7 protein-coding genes are annotated in these 24660 nt (G+C 54.8%); all 7 read left to right on the top strand.

Translation table 11 applies throughout. The annotated features are described in order from the left end of the window. Positions 1-83 precede the first annotated feature (83 nt). Positions 84-2693, top strand: coding sequence for a M14 family zinc carboxypeptidase (locus tag RDU76_07200; protein ID MDQ7798713.1), 2610 nt, complete (start codon positions 84-86; stop codon positions 2691-2693). Between the two features lie 645 nt (positions 2694-3338). Next, positions 3339-5858 (top strand): FlgD immunoglobulin-like domain containing protein, encoded by a 2520-nt coding sequence (locus RDU76_07195; GenBank protein ID MDQ7798712.1) that lies wholly within the window; start codon positions 3339-3341, stop codon positions 5856-5858. Between the two features lie 14 nt (positions 5859-5872). Further along, positions 5873-8257 carry a T9SS type A sorting domain-containing protein gene (locus tag RDU76_07190; GenBank protein MDQ7798711.1) on the top strand — a complete coding sequence of 795 codons (2385 nt, stop codon included), beginning with the start codon at positions 5873-5875 and terminating at the stop codon, positions 8255-8257. A 314-nt stretch (positions 8258-8571) separates the two neighbouring features. Further along, on the top strand, positions 8572-13581 hold the full coding sequence (locus RDU76_07185; GenBank protein ID MDQ7798710.1) for a S8 family serine peptidase: 5010 nt from the start codon (positions 8572-8574) through the stop codon (positions 13579-13581). 185 nt (positions 13582-13766) lie between these two features. Next, positions 13767-17978 (top strand): carboxypeptidase regulatory-like domain-containing protein, encoded by a 4212-nt coding sequence (locus RDU76_07180; protein MDQ7798709.1) that lies wholly within the window; start codon positions 13767-13769, stop codon positions 17976-17978. Positions 17979-18256: 278 nt separating this feature from the next. Next, entirely contained in the window at positions 18257-19762 is a 1506-nt protein-coding gene (locus RDU76_07175) for a FlgD immunoglobulin-like domain containing protein (GenBank protein ID MDQ7798708.1), read from the top strand. Positions 19763-19766: 4 nt separating this feature from the next. After that, positions 19767-24560, top strand: a complete 4794-nt coding sequence (locus tag RDU76_07170; protein MDQ7798707.1) for a C25 family cysteine peptidase — start codon at positions 19767-19769, stop codon at positions 24558-24560. Positions 24561-24660: the final 100 nt, after the last annotated feature.

Here is a 24660-nt window from a genome sequence, read left to right as displayed (position 1 = left end):
CAACAGCCCGATTTGTTTTGATCGGGCTGTTGTTTTGTGCGGTTATATGCTATAATCCGGCCAATCATATTTTAAAGGGATATATGCTTAAGCATAAAATCACGGCAGTTCTGTTTTTCCTTCTGGCCTCTTTGGCATTATCGACTTCAGTGGGACATTGCCGGGAGGGCGCCGATAAGATGCTGATCAGGGTGGACATCTCCGATCATACGATGGCTGAAAAACTGGCCCATATCGGCTACGGCCTGGACGTGGCCGCCTATCGGTCGGGGGAGTATGCCGACATCGTCATTGACCCCGGCCAGTTGTGGCGGATAGCGGGGGCCGGGCTGGTTTACAAGGTATTGATGAACTCCCCCCGGGATGTGGCGCCATACAGCGGCAAGGCCGCCTATCATACCTATGACGGCATCCGGACCGAGCTGAAGCAGATCGCGGCCGATCATCCCTCCATCACCAGGCTGGATACCCTGACGATAGCGGCCCAGGGGGGGAAGGTGTGGTGCCTTAAGATCTCGGACAATCCCGCGGTCAGTGATAATTCGCGCCACGGCATTCTGATAATGGGGAATCATCACGCCCGGGAATGGATGACACCGGAGATCTGCCTGTACATCGCCAATTACCTGACCAACAATTACAACCCGGCTGGGACCGATTCCCTGTCGAATCTCATCAAGACCCGGGAGATCTACATCGCTCCGCTGGTCAACCCGGACGGTTTTGTCTACGACAACGGCGGCAATTACGGGACGGGGGTGATGTGGCGCAAGAACCGCCGCCAGAACAGCCCCACGGTCTACGGGGTTGACCTCAACCGGGGCTACGACGGCTCGGTGGACGGCGACATCCGGGGATCCTGGGGCAGCGCCATAAACAGCTACACCAGCCCGGATTCTTCAAATGACGTCTTCTACGGATTCTCTCCCAGCGGCGAGCCGGAACAGCAGGCCATGATGAAGCTGGTCAAAGAACATAACATCGTGCTGTCCATCTCCTATCATACTTACAGCGAGCTGGTGCTGTGGCCCCTGGGCTATGTGGATTCCACCGTCAAGCGGGCTCCGGACAGCCTGGAATTGCGCTATTTCGGCCAACAGTCGGCGGCCCGGATTAAAAAGTACCGCAGCACCTTGGGCTACACTCCCCAGCAGAGTTCAGCCTTGTATCCCACCACCGGTGATTCCGATGGCTGGATCTACGGCTACGGTCTGACCCAGCTGGGCCGGGTGATCTTCCCCTACTGCGTGGAGGCGGACACCGCCTTCTACACTCCGCCTGACCACATAGATTCGATCTGCCCCCAGACCCTCAAAGGGTTCATGTACCTGGCCATGCGAACCGACAGCCTGGTCAGCACCACGTCGCCGCCGCCGGTCTTGCCGCCGGTCATCGATCCGGTATATTTTCCTACCAAGGGCAAGGACACTAATATTATGTGGCTTACCTGGAAACTTTTAAACCCGCCATCAAATCCTACGGCTTATGAGGTCCAGGAAATGACCGGTTTTACTGCCACCACCGACACGGTGGGGGCAGCGGCAAACCCCAATGTGTCCCTTAACGGGTTTGCTTCTTCGACGGTCAGGATGTACTCCGGCAGCCGCAGCTATTACAGCGCGGTCAGCAATCAGTTCAACATCGCCAGCATCACCACCAACAATCCCTATCCGGTCAGTTCGGCCAGGGATTCCTTCAGCTTCTACAGCTACCAGGCCATGACCGGTTTTGACCGGATCTGGGTGGAGATATCCACCGATGCCAGGCAATGGGACCTGTTGGGAAAAATTTACGGCAATGTGCTAAGCTGGACCAGAAGGGCTTTCGCCATCGACTCCGCCAAATATTACAACAAATCGGTTTTCTTCCGCATCCGGCTGGTGGGCGATGGTATGACCGCCACCGACGGGATATATATTGATGATATAAAACCGGTAGCGGCTTACTCGACGGCTGTTTCGCTTTCAAATTCCATAACCATACCCAGTTATGTTGTCGGCCAACGGATAGTCGGGGAGACATATTATTACCGGGTACGAGGCTATAATGCAAAACGCAGTTGGGGCGATTGGAGCCAACTGAAAATAGTTTTAGTCGATCCTTCTGCTGTCGAGTTAAGCTCATTTACGGCACTGCAGGTCAAAGATAAAGTTGAGGTGCGCTGGCGGACCGAGAGCGAGCACGACTGCGATTTTTGGCTGATAGAGCGGTCAACCGCCGAAGACGGTAATTTTGCCGAGGTGGGAAAAGTTGCCGGACACCTAAGCAGCAACGAGCCTCATCAGTACGTCTATACCGATGCTTCCGATCTGCAGACGGGCATATATTACTACCGTCTGGCCGAGGTGGATCTGAGCGGCACCAAGACCTACTACGGGCCGATGCTGGTGGAGTACGGGGGCCGGGACCTACCCTTGAGCTACCGCCTGGAGAAGGCCTATCCCAATCCGTTTGGCCAAAATACAAATATCAAATATCAAATATTAAAATCAGAACAGGTCAGCCTAAAAATTTACAACATCGCCGGGCAGGTGATCAGGGTCTTGGTGGACGGGAACCAGCCGGCGGGATATTATACCGCGGTCTGGGACGGGCGTGATGCCGGAGGCCGCCAGGCCGCCAACGGGGTCTATCTGTACCAGATGACCTCCGGCGATTTCTCGGCCACCGGCAAGGTGATGATCATCAGGTGATATTAGCTGGATCCCCGATCAAGCCGGTTGAGTTCAATAGCCTGGATTCCCGCCTGCGCGGGAATGACAATATAGCCGAAATGCGCCTATGGTGTGGAATGACAATGGGGGATATCATACCCGTGAAGACGGGCAGCCAGAGTAAATAAATCTTCGGCCGTGAACGGCCTAAGATGCAATACATCGTACGATAGCCCATACATGAATGTATGGGCTATGGGTTAACGTACCTTATTAACACCCGGGCATCAGTAACCCACGGCTTCAGGCGTGGGTTACGCCGAGTAACTTCAAACAAACAAGGCCATTTATGGCCTTATGTCTACTATAACACGAACGGAGGGTGGCGGTCGAAAACAGACGTCGCGCTCCGTTTCAGAAAAATGAATTATGTCCTTGACATTTTAGGCCCAATGTTCTAAAATAAACTATTATCAATTAAAATAAACAGGGAGTTTTATCATGAAGCAAAGATTATGGTTAGCAATAGGCTTGGTGCTTTTGTTGAGCGTTACGGCGAACGTATTTGCCAAACCAAGGCCAAAGCTGAAAGTATTGCCAAAGCCTGAGTATCTATCTACGAAAGCGACATTAGATACTGTTTTCTTCGATGATTTTGAAAGCGATACCCTAAAATGGGACAGCATGGATATCGCCGTTCAACAGCCATTTTGGCATATAGACACCTATAGTCCCATTGGCGCTTATGCTGGACACCATTGGTGGTGCGGAACCAACGATTTTGCCGGGGCTTGGAATAGCTCCCCGGGATACGGCTGCGGCTGGGTGCAGATGCTGTATTCCCCGAATTTTGACCTGACAACGGTAACCTCGGATTCGATACAGCTCAAGTTTTATCATTACTATAGTGTAGAGGCAAAAACCTGGAACGGTGATCTGGGAAGATACGATGACTGGGATTGCGTCAATCTGTGGGGTTCTCTTGACGATGGAGGCACTTGGTTCATTTTATACCCAGATTCGTTATTTTCCGAGGGAGGTGGGGCGAGTTATTATGATCTGAAGTGGTCCTATGCTTGGGGCTACACCGGAATGGTCCCCGATAGTGTCCATGTCCCGGGTTGGGGCGGCTCAAATGGAGGCTGGAAACAGGTAGCTTTTGATCTGAGCGCCTATAAGGGCCAAACCTTAAAACTGAGATTTGCGGTGGCCAGCGATCCCTTGGAAGCCGATGAAGATGGCGGGCCGTACCATGGGGCTTGGTATATCGATAATATTGGCATAGATACATTAAGCAATGGCGGAACTAGAGCCAGCGTATTTTTTGATGATGCTGAGGGTGGCAACCTGGGATGGGTGGCCGGGTCGAAGATGCCGGCATACCACTGGCATAAGACCGCCTATCGCACCAATAGTCCCGTCAATTCTTGGTACTGCGGAGATGAGGCCACAAAAAAGTACACCTGGGGATATTCGGATGCCATAGTAAGCCCATATATCAATTTAGAGCAGGTAAGAAACACTGAGCCCTGCCTGGTTGATTTTGCCATATGGCCGGGACTGCCGGATGACGGCACGGATGAGAACACCTATTTTGATTCTTGGTCGGTGGATATTTCTGATGATAGCGGGCAGACCTGGGTTGGCATAAATGATTATATTTACATTGATGACAGCCAGGCCTGGATAACCCAATCGCTTGTTGGGGAACTAAACATAAGCGATTATATCGGTAAAGTAATTAAGATCCGGATAGCCGTCAGTACCGACGGTGATGAGAACGTTGGGGAAGGCCTTTATGTTGACGATTTTATTATTTGGGGCAAGACCCGCGATCCGCTGCCTTCGGTTAATACAGTTCTTTTGGTAGATAACGACGGAAATGCCGTTGACCTTAAAGATGAATCCTGGACCAAATACATGGAAGCCTCTTTGGCCAATTTAGGCTATCGTTATAGCTTAGCAACCATCGGAGGCAACAAGGTTATGCCGGCCGGATACTTGGAGCAGTTCCCGGTGGTGGTCTGGAACCTGGGCGCCAACTACGACGGCCGGGCGGGAGCATCCTATATTGCCCTGACCCCCTATGATCAGGAAAATATAAAATCATACCTGGATAACGGCGGAAAGTTGTGGATGTCCGGGCAGACCTATTTTGGTTTCAGCGCACCTACCCCGGATACCACGGTACACCCCAACCTGTGGAGCGATTATCTGCATCTGGCCCCGGAGAACGGCTGGTTCGGCTCCACCTGCTATACCGGAACCGGGGTGGCCAGCGATCCCATCGGAGACGGATTATACGACAGCCTGTTGTACGATCCCATCAATGGTGGCGGCGCGATCTGGTCGACCCCCGGCTATGGCTACGGCCTGACCCCCGATCCGGCCTTCAGCGACGCTGTCGGGTTCCTGACCGACGATGGCGGGAACTTCATCGGGATCAGGTACTGGGACGGCACCTCCGGCAACTACCAGATGGTCTACACCTCATTCCCGTTCGAGGCGGTCTCCTCGCAGCTGAATCGGGATACCCTGGCCTCCCGGATCATGCATTGGTTGCTGCCCGGGACTCCGGAATACATGCCTCCGGCGGTTCCCACCGGATTGTCGGCCACCCAGCAGTACGACAGCGTGATCTGCACCTGGAATGCCAACAGCGAACCGGACCTGGCCGGCTACAATGTTTACCGTGCCCTGCAGGTGGGCCTGCCGGTATGGGTCAAGATCGGGACCGTGGCCACAAATTACTTTGTGGACAAATCCATCACCGACGGCGCCATATATCACTACGCGGTCACCGCCTTTGATGATAAACTGCCGGTCAATGAAAGCGTCTTATCCTCCTGGTTCTATCTGCAGGTAACTTCATGGAAGGGGGTGGAAGGGGAGCCGGTGGCCTCATCTCCCAGATACTTCAGCCTGGGACAGAACAATCCCAACCCCTTCAGCCGGTCCACCAACATTCAATTTGCCCTGCCGGCCCAAAGCCGTACCAGGCTGGTTGTGTACAACATCACCGGCCAGCAGATAAAAACATTGGTTGATGACAACCTGAATCCCGGCTATCATAATATTACTTGGAACGGATCGGACCAGAACGGCCGGGCGGTGGCCAACGGCATCTATTTCTACCGGATGGAGGCTACCGGAGCCAACGGGCAGAAGTTTGCCCAGACCAAACGTTTAAACCTGGTTAAGTAAGGAGAGACACTAAGATGCGCAAATATATTTTTATAATTTCCTTGATCGTTCTGGCCGCCGCCGCCGCCAACGCCGCCGCTCCGTCCATCACTTTGACCACCCTGTGGCCGGACACCAGTTTTACCGGGCCTTTCACCGTCAGGACGGTGGTAAAATGCGACGAAGGCTTGGGCTATGTTGCACTTGGCTTCAGTTTCAACCCCACCAGCGGTCCTTGGGGCTGGCCGTATAACAGTTGGCTCGATCCCAACGACAGCTGGATCGAGGAATACACCCAAGTGGGGGACACTTTCTATTTTGACATCCCCGCCATCCCGGTAGGTATGGAGACGCCGGTAGAGGTTGCCTATTCGGTTTGGGCTGATAACGCTTCTTATACCGGCACCACCGAAGATCCGGGAAACAATGATTACTATAGTTTTATCAATACCATTTATTCCCCTCAGTATAGCAATGTCAGCGCCCTCCGGGATACGTTTTACAACGGACCCTTTGTGGTCAAGGCCAACATCACCACCCTTTACGGCGATTCGGTGGCCAATGATTACATTTACAATGATATCACCGGAAGCATTCCCCGGGACAGCCTGGGGGCCGACGGTTTCTACTATTACAGTATTCCCAGGAATGCCGGCAACACTAAGACGCCGGTGACATACAAATGGTTCATGGCCGCCTACGACACCATGGGCAACTGGGCCCAGTATCCCACCAAGCGCGACACCATGAATCATTTCCAGATCATCGACCCCTGGCCGTACAACACCCAGCTGATAGCCGATACCGACCAACTGGGGCCCTTCCCAGTATGGACCAGCTTTAACAGCGAAGGGGATGTGATCAACGATTCGCTTTGCCTGTACGACTACGGAATGGGGATGTGGCTTTCCTATCCTCGTGACAGCCTGGCCGGAGGTCTGTATTACTATACCATTCCATCGCAGAATTATCCGGTGGTGAACCCGGTAACGATCAACTGGTATATCAGGGCCACCGACAGCATGACCGGAAATTACTCCAACCAGCCGGTCACCGCTCCGGGGGTCAGCTATAATTTCAGGATATTCGATTGGACCCCGCCCCAGGTAACCAATACCACCACCTGGAAGGATACCTCTTTTACCGGGCCCTTCCCGGTGTACACCCAAGTGACGGATAGCTCCGGAATATCCCAGGTTAGACTTTATTACCGGGTGAAACCATTCGTCTCCAGCGACACCACCTGGAGCTATATTCCCATGTCTCCCACCGGCAGCGCCAACGAATACATGGGCTCCATCCCGCCCCAGTACCCCGGCACCATGGTGCAGTATTATGTCAGCGGCCGTGACGGCGCCCTGGACCAGGCCGGGCAGCCCATCTGGAATACCGGCTATTATCCGACCGGCGGATCGCAGACCCCCTGGCATTTCTTTGTAGGCGAGCACAAGTATAAGATGCTCCTGGTCAACGACGCCCTGCCGGCCAACGATTACGGTCAGTACTATCTGACCTCGATGGATACCACCGGCGTTCTCTACGGCTACTGGGACAACCGCAAGGCCGATGCCCTGTCGGTGCTCGGCAACTTCAATGTGCTGGTCTGGTTCACCGGCGACGACAGCCTGACCACCCTGACCCAGACGGAGAGAGACAGCCTGTCGGCCTTTTTGGACCGGGGAGGCAATCTTTTATTGTCCTCCAAGAACCTGGGCCAGAATGTCAGCGACACCGCGGTATTTTACAATTCTTATCTTAAGGCCGATTTTGATAATTTTAACGTGGCCACAGCTTATATCACCTCCATCGGTCAGGTGGCCCTGCCCATCAGCCATGGCACCCCGGATACTCTGGCTATCATGACTACTGGAACGGCCGGAAACTACAAGTCCATGGACCGGATGTTTCCGCTGGCCGGGGCAGAATCGGTGTTCCAGTTCAAGACCATCGGGGGCTCAGGCGTGATCAGGTGTTCGACAGCCGTTTACAAATCCGTATTTTCCTCAGTGCCTCTGGAGGCGGTGGCCTCCAACACAGCTGGCAAGCTGTCACGGACCGAGTTCATCGCCCGGTCGCTGAGATGGTTCGGTATTACCGCCTTCTACAAGGTGGATGGCGAACCTGAGGCGTTGGTCTTCGGCAAAACAGCCATTTTAAACCAGGCCAGGCCCAATCCGTTCACCAGCAATACCTCCATCTCCTATGCCTTGCCCACTGCCTCCCGGGTGGCTTTGAGGGTCTACAACATAGTGGGGCAGGAGATCGCCACCCTGTGCGACGAGGAGCAGGCTGCCGGCATGCATGAGGTTTCCTGGAACGGCCTGGACCGCAGTGGCAGAAAAGTGTCCAACGGGGTCTATCTCTACCGCCTGACCACCGGTAACCAAAGCCTGACCAAGAAAATGGTGAAGGTCAAATAAGCTGATCATCTAACAAAATGGCAGGGCTTCAAGCCCTGCCATTTTTTCATATAGCCATTATTAAGCGCAATAAATACATTAATATAACGTTATAATAATAAATGAGTTATGTTCATAAAGCAAAAATGATGTAAATATTGCGTAAATTTAATATAATATCTAAAAGTATCGCAGATTATGCCTAATAATATTTTTAACATATTAAATAGCAATAAGTTGAAATACGGAATAATATTAATAACGGCATATAAATTGCATATATAATAAGCTTAATATCGTAAAAAATAAAAATTAATCAATAAAAGGAGAAAAACATGGCTAGAAAAACTAGCGTATGGTTAACCGGCTTGGTGCTGGTAACAGCTCTGGTAACTATCTCCCTGGTGGGTCTGAAAGATGTTTCGGCCTATAAGTTGGATGCTGCTCAGAGCACTAAGCAGGCGACCAAGGCCACCGTCGTTCCGGCGGTTAAAATCGCCAGCAACCAGTCTATTACCGCCAGCGGCAATCCCCAATTCATCGGCGAGAATAAAATTGCGGTAGGGGTTCAGCCCTACGCCAATGCCGGCGTCATTGAGTTCTCCAATGGCTATAAGATAAATACCGATGTCGGCGAGCCCAATATGCCGGCCGATCTGAAATACGACACCCCCAAGGGTGATGAGCCGGCCTATTATATTGTCCAGTTCAACGGTCCGGTGCAGGATGCCTGGCGCAAGGGTTTGGAGAAGGCCGGGGCCGAGGTGATGTTCTACCTGCCCAACTATGCCTTTGTGGTCCGGATGAACCAGACCATCGATAAAAATATCCGGGCCTCCAAAAGCGAGGTCAAATGGACCGGGCTTTATCAGCCGGCCTACAAAATATCCCCCCGGCTGGCCTCCAATGCCAAGGGAGGAAAGATCCGGGCGTCCATCACCCTGTTCAGCCCGGAGGATATCAGCGGAGCGATAAAGCAGATCGAGGCCGTCGTCGGCCACAAGATATTCTACAAATCAACCTTTGAGTGGGAACCCGGCAAGTTCAACAAGAAAATATTCGTTGACATCAGCCTGGACAAGCTGAGCGCCCTGGCCAACCTCAAGGGGGTATCCTGGATGGAGCCCATGCCGGTGTTCAAGATCCACAATGCCGTCAGCGAGGTTAACGTGCAGAACGGCACCCTGACCGCCAATGCCAGGCCTTTCTGGGCTGTGGGCATCAGCGGAGAGGGCCAGTTGATCCAGAACCTAGACACCGGCTGCGCCGAGGCCAACGAATATTTTCAGCATTCCTCCAACCGCAAGTCCACCTGGTACTGGGATGCCACCCACCGCAAGGTGGTGGGCCAGCAGCCGGGCGCCCGGGAAGACGAGATCGATCTGGGCTGGGCCGCCGGCACCATGTCCAAGTGGGGAGATGAATCGGCCAATTCCTACCACGGCACCCATACCACCGGCAGCAACGCCGGCAATGACAGCTCGATCTTGACCGGAATCTATGAGGGAATGGCCAAGCACGCCAAACTGGTCTTCATAGACGGCGGCGGAGACTCCGGCTCGGTTTACGGCACCTGGGACATCAACCGGGTGGGTTCCTGGGGCTGGGACAGCACCTATAAATACATCAGCCAGAGGGCCTGCATTTCGTCCAACTCCTGGGGCAGTGATGACGGCGGAACCTACAGCAGCAGCTCCATGGAATCCGACCAGTTCATGTGGAGCCACAAGGATTATCTGTGGATATTTTCCAACGGCAATACCGGGACCGAGGCCGTGCCCCTGTCCAAGGCCGGTTCGCCGGCCACCGCCAAGAACTCGGTGAACGTGGGCGCCGTTGCGACAGCCGGAGCCCTGGGCGTGGGCGGGGCCAATACCAAGGCCACCTTCTCCAGCTGGGGCCGGCTGTTGGACGGAAGGCTTAGCCCCACCGTCTGCGCTCCGGGGGTGAATATCATATCGGCCGACGGCGACGGGGCCGGCACCCGCACCATGAGCGGCACCTCCATGTCCGCCCCCATTGTGGCCGGAGCCACCGCCCTGCTTCGCCAATATTTCACCGATGGCTGGTATCCCACCGGCACCAAGATAGCCGCCAACGGGTTCACCCCCTCGGCCGCCCTGATGAAGGCCACCCTGGCCATCAGCGGCGACAGCACCACCAGCTGGTGCGGCAGCTTCGTGCCGGACTCCCTGTTCGGCTGGGGCCGGGTCAATCTGGACACCGCCCTGTACCTGTCGGGCAACCAGGTAAAACTGCTGGTCAACGACAACCGGACCGGGGTCAATACCGGCGAGGCCGTGGAATACCTGGTTAACATACCGGCCGGAGCCAGCGGGCTTAAGATATCACTGACCTGGACCGACTATCCCGGCAGCACCACCGCCGCCAAAGCATTGGTGAACGATCTGGACCTGGATGCCTACAATCCCGCGGCTGCCCGCTACCGCGGCAACCGCTACGGTTCCGTCCTTCCCCGGCAGTCGGTCACCACCGCCACCGACAACGATAATATTGACATCTTGGAGGGCATCAAGGTGGTGGCCCCGCCCACCGGGATCTGGAGGATAAGGGTCACCGGCAAGAACGTGGCCATGGGACCGCAGCCCTTTGCCTTGGTGATCACCTACCGGACCGCCCTGCCGGCCATGGGCAAGGTCTACCTGGATAAAAACTCCTACGACACCCCCATCGGAGGTGGAGTGGGCGACACCCTGCGGATTGAGATCGTAGATCCCAACAACATCCTGGCCTCCAACAATGTGTCGGTTTACGCCAAACTGGTGGAGACCACCCCGGAGATCGTCTCCTGCGTCAAGGTGGGCGACGGTCTGTTCCGGGGCAAGATCGCCCTGTATAACGGCAATCCGGTGAACGGCGACGGACGTCTGAGCGTGGACTACCTCGATTCCGTCAGGGTGGTGTATGTTGATAATATCCCGGCCGGCGCTGCCGATACCGCCTATGCCAGCATCAACGGCGGGTCCTTCACCATCACCAATGTCCGGGCCGGCGACACCCAGCCTCCGGCGGGGAGCATGAAGCTGATCATGTGGAACACTTCGCAGAACACCACCAGCCGGGTCTATTACGGCACCACCACCGCCCTGGGTAGCACCACCGCAGTGGATACCCCCCTGATGACCAATAACATAGTAACCCTGTCCGGGCTGGCCGCCAACCAGATATACTATTACGATGTGGAGTCCAAGGATGCCAACGGCAATACCCTGCGGGACGACAACGCCGGGCGGCACTATATGTTCAGCACCGGCGGCGGAAGCGGCCAGAACGACATTCTGATCTGGATGTGGGACGATAACGGCTTTGCCAACTCGTTCATTCACGCCGATTATTTGACTTCGGCCCTGACTCAGGGTGGATGGGGATACGATTGGTGGTCCAGCCAGCTGCAGGGCGCGGTTACCACCGCCCAGCTCAAAAAATACAAGGCGGTATTCATTCAGGTGGCCCAGGACGGTTCGTCGGGCGGGACCTATCCGGCCTTTACCCCGGCCCAGCGCGATACTTTGATCGCCTACCATAATGCCGGAGCCCGCTTCGCGGTCACCGGTAACGACATAGGCTGGGACACCTGGCTGAATCAGGCGGCCGGGCCTGACCTGCAGGCCGATACTATTTTCTGCCGCAACTATCTGCACTTCAGCTACGTCGGTGATCATATAGTTGAAAACAGCGCCCTCACCATTTACGGCGTGGCCAGCGATCCCATCTCCGGCGCTTATACCGCTGGAGTCAGCCATACCAGTTGGAGAGAGGGCGCCTGCGGCGACAGCATCAGGAATTCCCATTATTTGCCGGGCTATACCGGCGCACCTGGGACCGGCAGTCCCGTGTGGGATTTCCCTGGTACCACCCTGGATACCTGCGGGACAAAGTGGCAATCGACCAACAATTTTGGATCCTTGGGCAACGGGGTGTGGGGCGGCTATCCCACCAGGACGGTAATGAATGCCTTCGAGATCACCCAACTGGAAGCGGCGATTTCCAACAGCGCCATCCGTACCGACATATTGAACAAGATGTTCATCTGGCTTATCGGCCACGACCATCCCTATGACACCATTCAGACCCCGGTGGCCGGCCAGATCTATACCGGCAACAGCATTCCCATCGCCTGGCGGGCCTATGCCAAGGGCGGGGCCACCATCGACACCACCTGGGTGGAATACTCCAACAACGAGGGGGCCAGCTGGAACACCCTGCTTAAGACCACCTCTCTGGCTGCTTCGCCATATACTTGGGACATCACCACCCGGGAGAACGGCAGCAAGTATCAGGTAAGGGTCAGGGTTCAGGACAAGGGCCTTTATCCGGCCATGAGCGGCTTCGATACGGTGGGCAATTTCACCATCCAGCGGGTGGGCAACGACTTCACCGGGCCGGTGATAGTCCCTGGGACCATAAAATTCGCCCGCAACCCGGTGGGCAACCAGGCCGGCAACGGTTTTATAGTTTCCTGCGATGCCTCCGATTCCAGCACCGGGCTTTCCGGCATAGGCGCAGTCAGATGCTCGGTCCGGGTGGGCGCCAGCTCCTATATCGGCAACCTTTCTCCCACCGACGGATCATGGGGCAGCATCTACGAGAAGGCTCACGGCGGTATTTCAACCGATGGGTGGACCCCGGGAATCTACACCGTCTATTTAAGGGCTCAGGACAATTCGACGGCCAAATCGGTCAACAACTGGGGGGCCTGGTCCACTGCAACCCTGACCGTTCTAAGCGGCATCAGCACCCCGGGCGCGGTCTCGCTCTCCTCCTTCAACCATCTGGTCTCCACCCAGGGGGTGACCCTCAAATGGGCCACCCAGTCCGAGCTGGATTCCGATCTTTGGGAAATTGAGAGAAGCGCATCGGCCGCCGGACCATATATCAAGATCGCCGAAAAGGAGGCCCAGGGAACCACCAACCAGCCTACCGAGTACCAGTATTTTGATGCTTCGGTCGCTCCCCAGAAGGTCTACTATTACCAGCTGGTGGAGGTATCACGGAGCGGGGACCGGACAGCTTACGGGCCGATCGAGGTCAGGACTTTGGGGCCGGCGTCGTTTGCCCTGGGGGCTCCCATACCCAATCCCTTCTCCGGACAGGCCGAGATCAGATTCCAGCTGCCGGCTGCCTCAAATGTCAGCCTGAAGATCTACAACATCACCGGACAGCTGGTCAATACCCTGGTCAACGAGGTCCGGCCGGCCGGTTACTATTCTAGCGTATGGAACGGCAAGAATGATAAGGGCCAGACCATGTCCAACGGAGTATATTTCTACTCGCTGGAGGCCGGCAGCTACAAATCCACCAAGAAGATCACGCTTATCAAATAGCCATCCTTGGCCTATAATTGACGCCCCTGAAGGCAGGGGCGTCAATTTGTTTTGGATCAATCAATAATGCTCATATTTGCCTGTCATTTGAAACTTGAGAGCAAGGAAACTGTTGACTTTTAATGGTGTTATGTCTTATACTTAAAGCTGTTATGAAAATATTCATCAAAAATTCGGAGGGACCCATGAAAAAATTATTGTCCATCGCATTTGTTTTGTCGCTGGCGGCCGGCTGGGGACTGGCCCAGTCCGACCGGGCCACCATCAATGCCGGGGCCTTGAGGACCGACCTGTTATCAAACAACCTGATGGGGGATACCACCGACGCCCAGTACCTTCCGGCCGGATTATTTCCCTATCATGACGCTAAGTCGCTGCTGAAACTGGGCAGCCTGTGGGTGGGAGGGTCCATCGACAATAAAAAACATTTCGGGGTCAGCGCCGGATATATCGATGGAAACGGCATTATCAGCAGCGAATGGAATGACGACGGCGGCCTGGTATCAGCCGCTATCCCGGGGGCTGTTTCGCCACTGGAACTTTCAGCCGGTTGGTCGGACACCAGCAATGCCGCCAACCAGGGTATTAAGCTGGGCATCAAGGCGGATCTGACGGTGCATCAGTGGAGTTATTCGCCGATAGACAAATTTTACATCCTGAACTATAAGCTGGAGAATGCCGGGGGAGAAAAGGTGGACAGCCTGTATGCCGGGCTTTACCATCTGCCCACGGTTTTCCGGGATGCCGCCAATAATTCATCCAACCTCGATTTCTGCGGTTTTGACAGCTCTTCCGATCCGGTGAACGGGGGGGGGCGGAACCTGCTGTGGATCACGGCCGATTCGTTCTCCTGCTCCAACAGCTACGGGGTCAATCCCCAATTTCTGGGCATCAGATTGTTGCAGGCAATGGATCCCTCTGGCAGCCCGGCCGGGCTGAGCGGGGCTTCCAGCTGGTTCGGCCTCAGGATGGAGCCTTACAGCGACGACGATCCCCTGAATCCCTACAGCAAGTATTTTTACCTGAGCCGGAACAGATCGGATGTGGCCGACATCCAAAAGGTCAATGCTCCGGTGACCACTTTTGACACCCTCCGCCTTGATTTCTTCGGACAGGTCATCACCGATGTGGAGGGGGTGTGGGATGTCAACGATACCAACCATCTGGGCACCAATTATTACGCCGGAGGATCGTTTGATGCCGAAAAGGGGATGATCTATCTGGGGACGCCCAAAGCCGACCGGACCGCCTTGATCAACAGCGAGGAGGTCTGGCCCAGCGACACCCTGACCCTGACGGTCTCGGTGATCCCGGTGGCCTCGGTGGCCGGGGTTTATGACAATCCGCTGGATACCGGCGTCAACTATTATACCGGAGGCAGCTTCGATCCGGCCAGCGGCTTGATCACCCTGGGCACCCCCTATTACGGCGGAGCCCAGCTTTATGTGGACTATTATTACCGGATAAACAATGTGGCGGTATCCTATAATTATTATTACAACAAGGTCATCACCACACCCTGGGATAGCTATACTTTGCAGATAGATCCCTATGCGGTTCAGAATGTGGAAGGGGTCTATTGGGCCAAGGACAGCTCCGGCACCGGCACTAATTATTATACCGGAGGGTCATTTGACAAGTCCTCCGGGATGATCAGCCTGGCGGTGCCGATCGATCCGGATACTTTGGTTTTTGAAAGGTATTCAACATTCATGCATGATGCATCCTGGCTTCCGCAGGATGATACCCTGGACATCTCCGAGCTGGACCTGTCCAAAATAGTCGAGATATTAGGGGTTTACGACGACAGCAATACAGATAGATACCCGGGCGGCAGTTATGATCCGGCCACCGGCACCATCACCCTGGGCATTCCCTTTTCTTCCGATGATTACCATAGCGTTTGGGTGACATACCGCTATCTGGGGCTTCCCAGTGTCTGGGTAAAAAATTACAAGCCGGAGCTTTCGGCCAAGAATGTTCTGACCTCGGTCGGCCCCTGGACCATGGATCCGGGCGATACCGCCAGAGCGGTCTTTGCCGTGGTGGCGGGAAATACTCTGGCCGAACTTCAGGCGGCTTCGGATTCGGCCCTTTATATCTGGAATAATCCATCAGCCGCTATTTCGGCCCTGGCCGGATCGGTCTCCGGCATGGTGGAAAGGACCGCGGGAAGGGGGCCGATCCCCGGGGCCAAAGTGGTGGCCTATCAGGGGGTGGCGTCTCTTGACTCGGCCTATGCGGATGACAACGGAAGGTATTTCATCAGCAATATATCCGGCGGACTGTACGATTCTCTGGTGGCCTCGGCGGTGAATTATCTGTCTGCCAGCTTGAGCAATGTAACCGTCACCAATGAGCAGGATAATGGGGGAAACAACCTGACCCTGATATCCTCACGGGCCGACCTGTCGGGCGACATCGTCCGGGCCGATGGGATCACTCCGGTAAAGATGGCCAAGATCTATATCCGGGGTGCCAATAGTGACTCCACTTTTTCCGATATTTCCGGATATTATCAGTTTTCCGGTTTGGAAATCACTGCCGGGGATACCCTGATCTTCACTGCTCCTTACTGCCGGACCGATACGGTGCCCGGCATCATGCTGGCCGGGGATTCTGCTTCGGTCATCAATCATACGATGCATTCCCTGACCGGCTGGATAGACGGCCTGATAACCAAGCTGGACGGCATCACTCCGATTGCCGGGGCGACGATCAAAGCCGCCAGGACGGCCGATACCGTTTCCGCCATTAGCGGTTCAGATGGCCATTACAGCATTCCCGGCCTGGCCTCTGATACTTATAACATTCTGGTCTCGGTCGATTGGTTCGCGTCCGATTCGATGTCCGGGATCGGGGTAGTAACCGATTCCACGTCTTTGGCGAGCCTTTCGCTAAAGCAGGCCAACAATATCTCCAGCCTGATTTGGCAAAAGAAATCGACCATGCCTTCCTGGCGATATGGCTCGGCCTCGGCCATGGCCGGCGGGAAGGTCTACTTGTTCGGAGGGCGCGACTATCTGGGCGCCACCAACACAGTTTTCTGCTATGATCCGGCAGCCGACACTTCTAGGGGTGACCCATGGACCAGCCTGACCTCAATGCCTACGTCACGTTATGGGCTGGGAGCGGCCACGGTGGGGGACAGCATCATCTATGTGATCGGCGGTTACGACAACGACAGCCTTCCGTTAGCCACCATCGAAGCCTATGTGCCGGGAAGTGATGCCTGGGTCACCGGCCTGGCCGGCATGCCCACCCCCAGAGCGTTTTTGGGTGTGGCCAGCATAGCCGACACCGTTTATGCCGTAGGGGGCTTAAATGAGGTCTTCCCCGGATTGGATACCGTGGAATTGTACCTGCCTGGTTCTAACAGCTGGGTAACCAAAAAAGCCCTGTTGGGAGGACCGTCATTTGGCCGGGCCGGGATCGGGTTTGCCACTTTAGACAGCTTGGGGACAAAAAGGGTACATTGCATTGGTGGACGGAAGCTTGATGGCTCAGTACTTCAAACGCACATCAAGTACAATCCGGTGACCAATGCCTGGGCGAGCAGGGCCGCCATCCCCTGGGTAGTGGCTTTCGGCGCGGCTGCCTCCCTCAACGATTCCCTGTATATGATAGGCGGCTGGGATGCAAGCAATGGATATCTTAACAAGGTCGGGGCTTATACTCCCTTCGCCAATACTTGGTCAACGGCCACCGATCTACCGATCACGGCGGCCTACCATTCGGCCTCGGCTTTGGATTCCGTAGGCCTCTGGATCTTTGGCGGTAAAACGGCCGACACTTACATTTCTGATGATATCTATTTTGGGTATAAAGCCGGAGGCATAACCGGTCTTTGCAATACCACCACCGACGGCCCGGTGGTAGGAGCCTTGGTGAGCGCCATCTCCGACTCGAAGGTTAAAAACACCGAAGCTACCGATAATAGCGGCTACTATACTTTGGCCGGGCTGGAGCCGGGCCGGTACAATGTCCACATCTATAAGGCCGGGGTGATGGATACCGTTATTTCTGATGTGGTGGTGCGCTGGGGCAGGATCACAGACATCGGTCCCGTTACCGGGGTGTCCGGCGGCAAGCCTGGCGTGGTGGTCTCATCCTTTGCGCTGCATCCGTCTTATCCCAATCCGGCCAGGGGTTTCTGCCATATCAGCTATCAAATACCGTCAAATTCGCGAGTAGAACTTGCAGTATATAATGTCCTGGGCCAAAAGGTGAAGACCCTGGTCTCGGGCAATAAACCTGCCGGCAGCTATTCAATCAAGTGGGCGGGGGATGATGGCCGGGGGCAGAAGGTAGCCAATGGTATCTATATCTACCGGTTGCAGATGAACTCCGGGACGGAAAACAAAACTGCCACCAAGAAGCTGGTGTTGCTCAGATAACATCTTAAGCGCCGCATAAATATATATTTATGTGGCGCTTTTCCCCTTGACAAATACCGCACTTTACGATAATATAACGAAAAATATGATAAGGGGCACTTATAGCCAGTTAAATGTCAGTATCACAGTCATCTTTGTTTTAAATGGTGAGCTATGGATACTGGCTATGCTTTAGTTTGTCGTCGTTTTGAAGCCGGTATCCAGATGATACCGGCTTCATTTATTATATCAACCGCAAATGATAACGGTGGTTCATGAGACATCTTAAAATTATTTTTATGACCATAACGGTCGCTGGATTTGCTTCCCTTCTGTCCTATGCCCAGGTTTGGACGGCCGACAGCAACCTGACCAACTCCGACGGGGGATCATACACTACGGCCAATAACAGCCACAGCCTGGCGGTTTTCGAAAATTGCATCTATCTGGCCTGGTACGATTTCTATTCAAGCCCAAACAACATGGGCTGCCAGATCAGGTTCAAGCGATACGATGGGAGCGTCTGGTCCGGCGACACCACGGTCGGTTTGATCGGCAACAGCCGGCTCAACAACTGGTATCCTTCATGCGCCACCGATGCTGCGGGAAATTTCCACCTGGCCTGGGAAACCAACGAGTTCACCACCGATATCGAGAACTTCGAGATCGCCTACCGGAGATACAGCAGCAATCAATGGACCGGAATTACCAGGCTTACCGTCAGCTCCGGTCCGTCCACCAATCCCGCGATCGCCATTGCCGGGGACGGCCGCCTGTTCGCCTTCTGGCAGGATAAGAGGAGCGGCCTTTATCGGGTTTACTATAAGATATACGCCGGATCCAGCTGGGGGTCGGAGGGCGTCCTGGGAGAGAATGCCGATTATTGCGGGATGCCGAGCGTCACCATGTGCCAGGGACTGCCGGCGGTGGTCTGGGAGGATTTCAGCTCCGGAACCTTTCAGGTAAGGTTCCGAAAAATGTCCGCCGGCGGCTGGGAGGGCGACAGCCTTATCAGTCATAGCTCGCTGGGGGCATTCAGCCCGGCCATAGCCGCCGATAATTTCGGCAACATCCATGTGGTCTGGGAGGATTGGTCGCTTAACAGCTCCAAGATATGCTACCGGAAGTATTCCCTCCTGTCACGGAATTGGGGCCCGGAAACGGTTCTCAGCGCCACTGCTTTCCGGACCGAGGGCCCGGTCATGGTCTGCCGGGATAGTCTGGTGGATATCTTCTGGGCGGATGACCGCAGCGGCTACTACGAGATATATCACCGGCAGAGCACCAACGGCAGCTGGGGACAGGAGGAGCCGGTGACCGATCAGAGGGCCTGGGCGGTATCACCTTCGGTGGCGGCCGATTCCCGGGGCAATATGCATCTGGTCTGGACCGGTGATCAGCCGGCAGTCAATAAAAGCCCGGATATATTCATCAAAAGTTTATTCATAGATCCCTGGCCCCCGAAGGATGATGGCCTGTCAGATAGTGATATCAAACCTTGGTGCAGCATCACGACTTTTCCCAACCCGACATCGGACCGTTCGGTCCTAAAATATATCATAGCATCACCTGCCGGCAGCCTGTCGGGCCAACTTCCGATATCATATAACGGCCGGATGGATGTTTACAATGTTGCCGGCCAGCTGGTCACTACGCTGTTAACCGGTGATTTAGCCGAAGGGGAACACTCCTTGGAATGGAACGGCCGGGACCGGGCCGGCCGGAAAGTGCCCAGCGGCATTTATTTTGCTAAATTGACTTCCGGGGCGGCCTCGGCGGTGGCAAAAATTATGGTAGTGAGGTAAAGGAATGAAAAAGTACGCAGCGGTCATTGCCGGCCTGCTTTATTTTTCTGCGGCGGCCCTGGCCGACATCGATATTATCAGATCCGATGAGTCCGGAATGATCCTTGAGTTCGGGGCGGGCACTATAAAAACCTCCCCGGTGCTTGCCGGCAATAGAATATACCACCAAATATCGGTGGAGGGCTGTTTCAACACCATTGACTGCGGGAGACCTTCTTTGCCCCAGCACAGCGTAATGCTGGCGGTCCCGTACAACGCTTTGGCGATCATCACCCGGATAGAAATGCTGGATAAGGAATATATCCCCATTGTTCCTCTTCCCAGCCCGGCTCCGGCCGAGATGGAAAACGGTTTTGTGATCGACCGGACAATATATTCCGGAAGGGCCCAGTACCCAGCCCAGGCGGCAAGCGTGAGTGCCCCGGGCTGGGCCGGAAACACCAAGGTGTCGACGGCAACTGTTTTCCCGGTTGTTTTCGACCCGGCCAACGCCCGGGTGATCTTCAGCCGGAGGATCAGGGTCACCCTAGAATATAAAATAACCGGGACCTATCCCCAGGGTGTTCCGCCGGCCCAAAGCCGGCTGAACAAGGTTTTGCTTGGAACCGTAGCCAACCCCAAACAGGCTGAAAAATGGGGCTACCGAGCTTTATCCAAGACCGGCCAGATATCGTGCGACACCATGCCGTATAAGATGTTTATCAAAAGCGACGGCATCTATAAAGTAGGCCATGACGACCTGCTGGCCGCGGGAATAAATCCCGGTCTGACCGACCCCCGCTCATTGAAAATAATCCATAAGGGACGGGAGGTCGCGCTGTATTTTAAGGGGCAGTCGGACGGGGTTTTCGATCCCGATGATTATTTCGAGTTTTATGGGCAGGCCGGCCGGGGCGACTCCACCTATTATCATCAGTTCTCCAACGCCAATGTGTATTACCTGTCATTGACCGGATCCTTAGGCGCCCGGATGGCGGAGGAGGAGGGAACCCCGGTTCTATCGGGAATGACACCGGCCAGCCACTTTTCCGAGACCCTCCATTTTGAAAAGGACAGCCTGTTCTACAGGCTGAGCAGCTTGAACAGCGATCAGCACGACCGGTGGTTCTGGAAAAGGCTGGATTATCCGGCCAGCGCGGTGATAGGCCTCGATATTCCCTCCCCGCATATTTCTTCGGGCGACAGCTTTATCATCAAGGGCAGCCTGCACGGAATAACTACGGACTGGCATCATGTCCAGCTGCTGCTGAACGGGTATTTGATAGCCGATCTTGCCTGGTATGAGCAGACCGAGAAAGAATTCAGCGCCAAATTCCCGGCAGCAGCAGTCATTAACGGGGCCAACAGTCTGACAGTCAGGCATGATACCACCTCCAATACCAGCAACAAGATACTGATCAACTGGCTTGAAATCGATTATAAAAGGGGTTTCGCCGTACCCGGCGGGGACCTGACGTTCGCCGCCGATAACAGCATTTCCGATTCCCTGGTGCAGTACACCCTGACCGGATTGCCGGCCTACACCGTCGATGTTTACAAGCTGGGTATTAGCAAGATAGTCGGATCGGCGATAACCCTGGGGGTCAGTGGCCTGGATTACGATCTATCCTTTCAGGACAGGATATACGGCGATGAAAGATATGTGGTCATCCGGAGCGACAATAAAAAAAGGCTTTCCCCGGGGGATCTGGCGCCGAACAAAGCGTCAAACTTAAGGGATCCGGCATTCATCGGTACCGAATATGTCGTCATAACGTCGGATGAATTGACCGCCTCGGCAGGGAAGATGGTCCAGATCCGGGGGGCAAGCTACCCCAATGCGATCTATGCGCTGACGACGGATATCTACGACGAGTTCAACGATGGAATACCAGCGGACAAAGCAATAAAGGATTACCTTAAGTACGCTTTTGAAAACTGGTCGATCCAGCCGGAATATGTCTTATTGATGGGCGACGGCAGCTACGATCCCCGGAATGTCATGGGTAACAGCAAGCCCGACCAGATCCCGGTCCATTTAACCAGGACCGATTGGTACGGCGGGGTGGCTGATGATGATTATTTCGTAAGGGTCAAGGGAGATGATTTTCTGCCGGACATGTCGATAGGCCGGCTGCCGGTGAATTCCAACCAGGAATTTGCCGTTTGGGACAACAAACGCCAGTTGTATGATCAGCGGTTGTTCCTGGACCGGTGGCATAAGGACATCCTGTTTGTTGCCGGATGGCCCTTGAATGTCGAGGATAATTTTTACAGCCCCAGCGATAAGCTGGCGGCCATGGTTTCCCCGGCATACGATATAGCCAAGGTATATCACGGCTCTGCCTACCAGAACAAGGAGGACCTGATAAGCCGCCTCAATCAGGGGGTGGCGGTGGCGGTGTTTTACGGGCACGGCGGGGCCCAGCTGTGGTCGCACGGGAGCTTCTTCTGGTATTATGATGTCCCCCGGCTGAATAACTGGGGGAGGTGGCCCCTGATCGGATCTTTCACCTGTTCCTCGGGCGCTTTTGAGAGCCCGTTATATACCTCCATCAGCGAATCTTTCATTTTCAACCCCGGAGGGGCTATCGGGATTTACACCAGCAGCGGAGCTTCCTACGGGGACAGCATCACCGGCTGCGTCATGGAAAACACCTTCATGGATGCCTGGGATAGGAGGGGGTTCCGGTATTTTGGAGACATCGCCTTGTCCTCCAAATACAGCCTGTCCGGCGGACTGCCGCCATCCGGCCAGTCCCTGGACATGCTGGCCAGTTATAACCTGCTGGGCGATCCGGCGGTACGGCTGGCCCTTCCGGATACCGGGTTGAGGGTTGAAATATCACAGACGGCGGTTTTCCCCGGGGACTCCACCCAGGTAAAAATAACCGGGCCTTTTGGACCCGGCCTGGCGGTAATTTCATTATATGACTCGGGGCGGAGAATCGTTTCGCAGAATGCCTTCTCCAGCTCGGCGGGGCAGGCCCAAACGTACCTAACCATCCCCGACTCGGCGCTTTCCGGGCAGGCTTACTTGAAGATATACCTGAAAGATGAGAATTCCGATTGGGTGGCCGTGGAATATTTGGGCATCAGCCGGCCGGCCGTATCGGGGATCAAGGTAATCCCTTCCGCCCCCACCGACATCGACAGCATACAGATCACCGGGATAGTCCAGAGCCTTGACGGCATCGATTCGGTGTGGTGCCGCTGGCACTGGGGAAGCTACAACGATACCACCGACACCGGAAACGTCTTTAATCAGTCATTGATGACCCTGTCCGGAGATTCCGCCAGGCTGAACAGCAAACTGTACCTGGCCGGGCTGGAGGGAAACTATCCTTCGCAGTCGGAGATCTACCTGGTGTTCCGTGTTTCGGCCCAGGATACTTTGGGCAATATCACGACCGGGCGCTGGGAAAACCACAAGATACTGCGCCGGGCCGATCTGACCCCCTCCAGCCAGGCTCAGGGGTCGGTTTACCTGGGCGGCAAGAGGGTGTTGACCATCAACGCCCCGATCAAGAACCAGGGGGATATCGATGCCGATTCGATCCCGGTATCTTTCCATCGTTCCGGCGATGATTCCCTGTTGGGTCTGGGACTTATTGACGCCATAACCGCCGGAGAGGAAAAGACGTTAAGCCTGCCATGGACGATCGAGGGGGAGTTCACCCAGCTTTATTACCGGATAGATCCCCTCCGGACCCTGGTGTTGCCGTATCCCCAGGAGGATACCACCAACGACAATTCGGCGGCCTATTGGGTGCCGTCACAGGATTTCTATTATTACCAACTGGATGCCAGGGGCAACAATCAGGATACCCTTGATTATTATTCCAAGATCAAAGCTTTTTTCCCCGATTCCTGCCTGCACGACAGCGCGGTGGCCATTATCGGGCGGAAGCTGTTCGATATAAACGGCATCGCCCAGTCCGGCCTGGTCCCCTTTGACAGCCTGGGGCAGGCCTATTTTGTGGGGCTGACGGATTCCTCCCGGGCTTTTGAAAACAACCGGGCGCTTTGGGTGTCCCTCCAGCTGGATAATATAGACAGCACTACGGACCTGAACCATCTTAAACTTTTCAGGAATGACGATATAACCGGATTTTGGCAGCTGATCCCCTCGCAGATTGACGGCAGCTATATCTCCGGGTTTTCTCCCCGGTCCGGGACATTTGCCGCCATGTACTCCACGGACACCACCGGTCCGCAGATAACCGCCAAGGTGGACCAGCAGGCGGTGGGCTGGGGGCAGGTTATCAGTGTTCCCGATCCCCAATATTCAGTCATGATCGAGGACCGGGATGGAATAAATGCCGATTCAATATGGCTTAAATTGGATAACCAGATAGTGAACCGGCCGGATTACAGCCTGGCGATCAATCCTGATAAAAGCCACAGTGTTCAGCTGGTGTATTCCGCCCGGTTGAAAAACGGAAGGCACAGCCTGGAGGCCGGGGCGGCTGATAATTTGGGCAATAAATCCACCCTCAAAATATTCAATGATGTGAAGATCGAGTTTGCCCTTAAAGAAATCGCAAACTATCCCAATCCGGTAAACGGGGACATCACGACCTTTTATTTCTATGTGGGTGATGTGGCCGACAAATATGAACTTAAGATATACACTGTCGCGGGAAGGCTGATAAAGACCTTCCAGGGGGGATTGACCTCCGGGGTGCGTACTTTTGGATGGGATCTGCGTGATGAGAGCGGAAGGGGCGTCGCCAATGGGGTCTATTTTTATAAGGTCACAGTTTCCCAGGGGGGACAGGTCAAGGAGAGGACCGGTAAGATGGCGGTTCTTCGGTAGGTATCCATGAAAAAATCTTTAATTGGTGTTGAAATGAAAAGGATCGTTTTAATCGTCCTGTTTATATGGGGTGCCGGCAGCATGGATTCCCGGGCCGAAG

This window comes from Candidatus Edwardsbacteria bacterium (assembly GCA_031082425.1).
GTDB lineage: Bacteria > Edwardsbacteria > AC1 > AC1 > EtOH8 > UBA2226.
Note: the sequence above shows the minus strand (reverse complement) of the source record. Positions and strands in the feature narration are given on the sequence as shown.

Bases quoted from the DNA above. Each gene is read 5' to 3' on its own strand.
- RDU76_07200 (MDQ7798713.1), top strand. From the start codon at position 84: ATGCTTAAGCATAAAATCACGGCAGTTCTGTTTTTCCTTCTGGCCTCT.
- RDU76_07195 (MDQ7798712.1), top strand. From the start codon at position 3,339: ATGGATATCGCCGTTCAACAGCCATTTTGGCATATAGACACCTATAGT.
- RDU76_07190 (MDQ7798711.1), top strand. From the start codon at position 5,873: ATGCGCAAATATATTTTTATAATTTCCTTGATCGTTCTGGCCGCCGCC.
- RDU76_07185 (MDQ7798710.1), top strand. From the start codon at position 8,572: ATGGCTAGAAAAACTAGCGTATGGTTAACCGGCTTGGTGCTGGTAACA.
- RDU76_07180 (MDQ7798709.1), top strand. From the start codon at position 13,767: ATGAAAAAATTATTGTCCATCGCATTTGTTTTGTCGCTGGCGGCCGGC.
- RDU76_07175 (MDQ7798708.1), top strand. From the start codon at position 18,257: ATGACCATAACGGTCGCTGGATTTGCTTCCCTTCTGTCCTATGCCCAG.
- RDU76_07170 (MDQ7798707.1), top strand. From the start codon at position 19,767: ATGAAAAAGTACGCAGCGGTCATTGCCGGCCTGCTTTATTTTTCTGCG.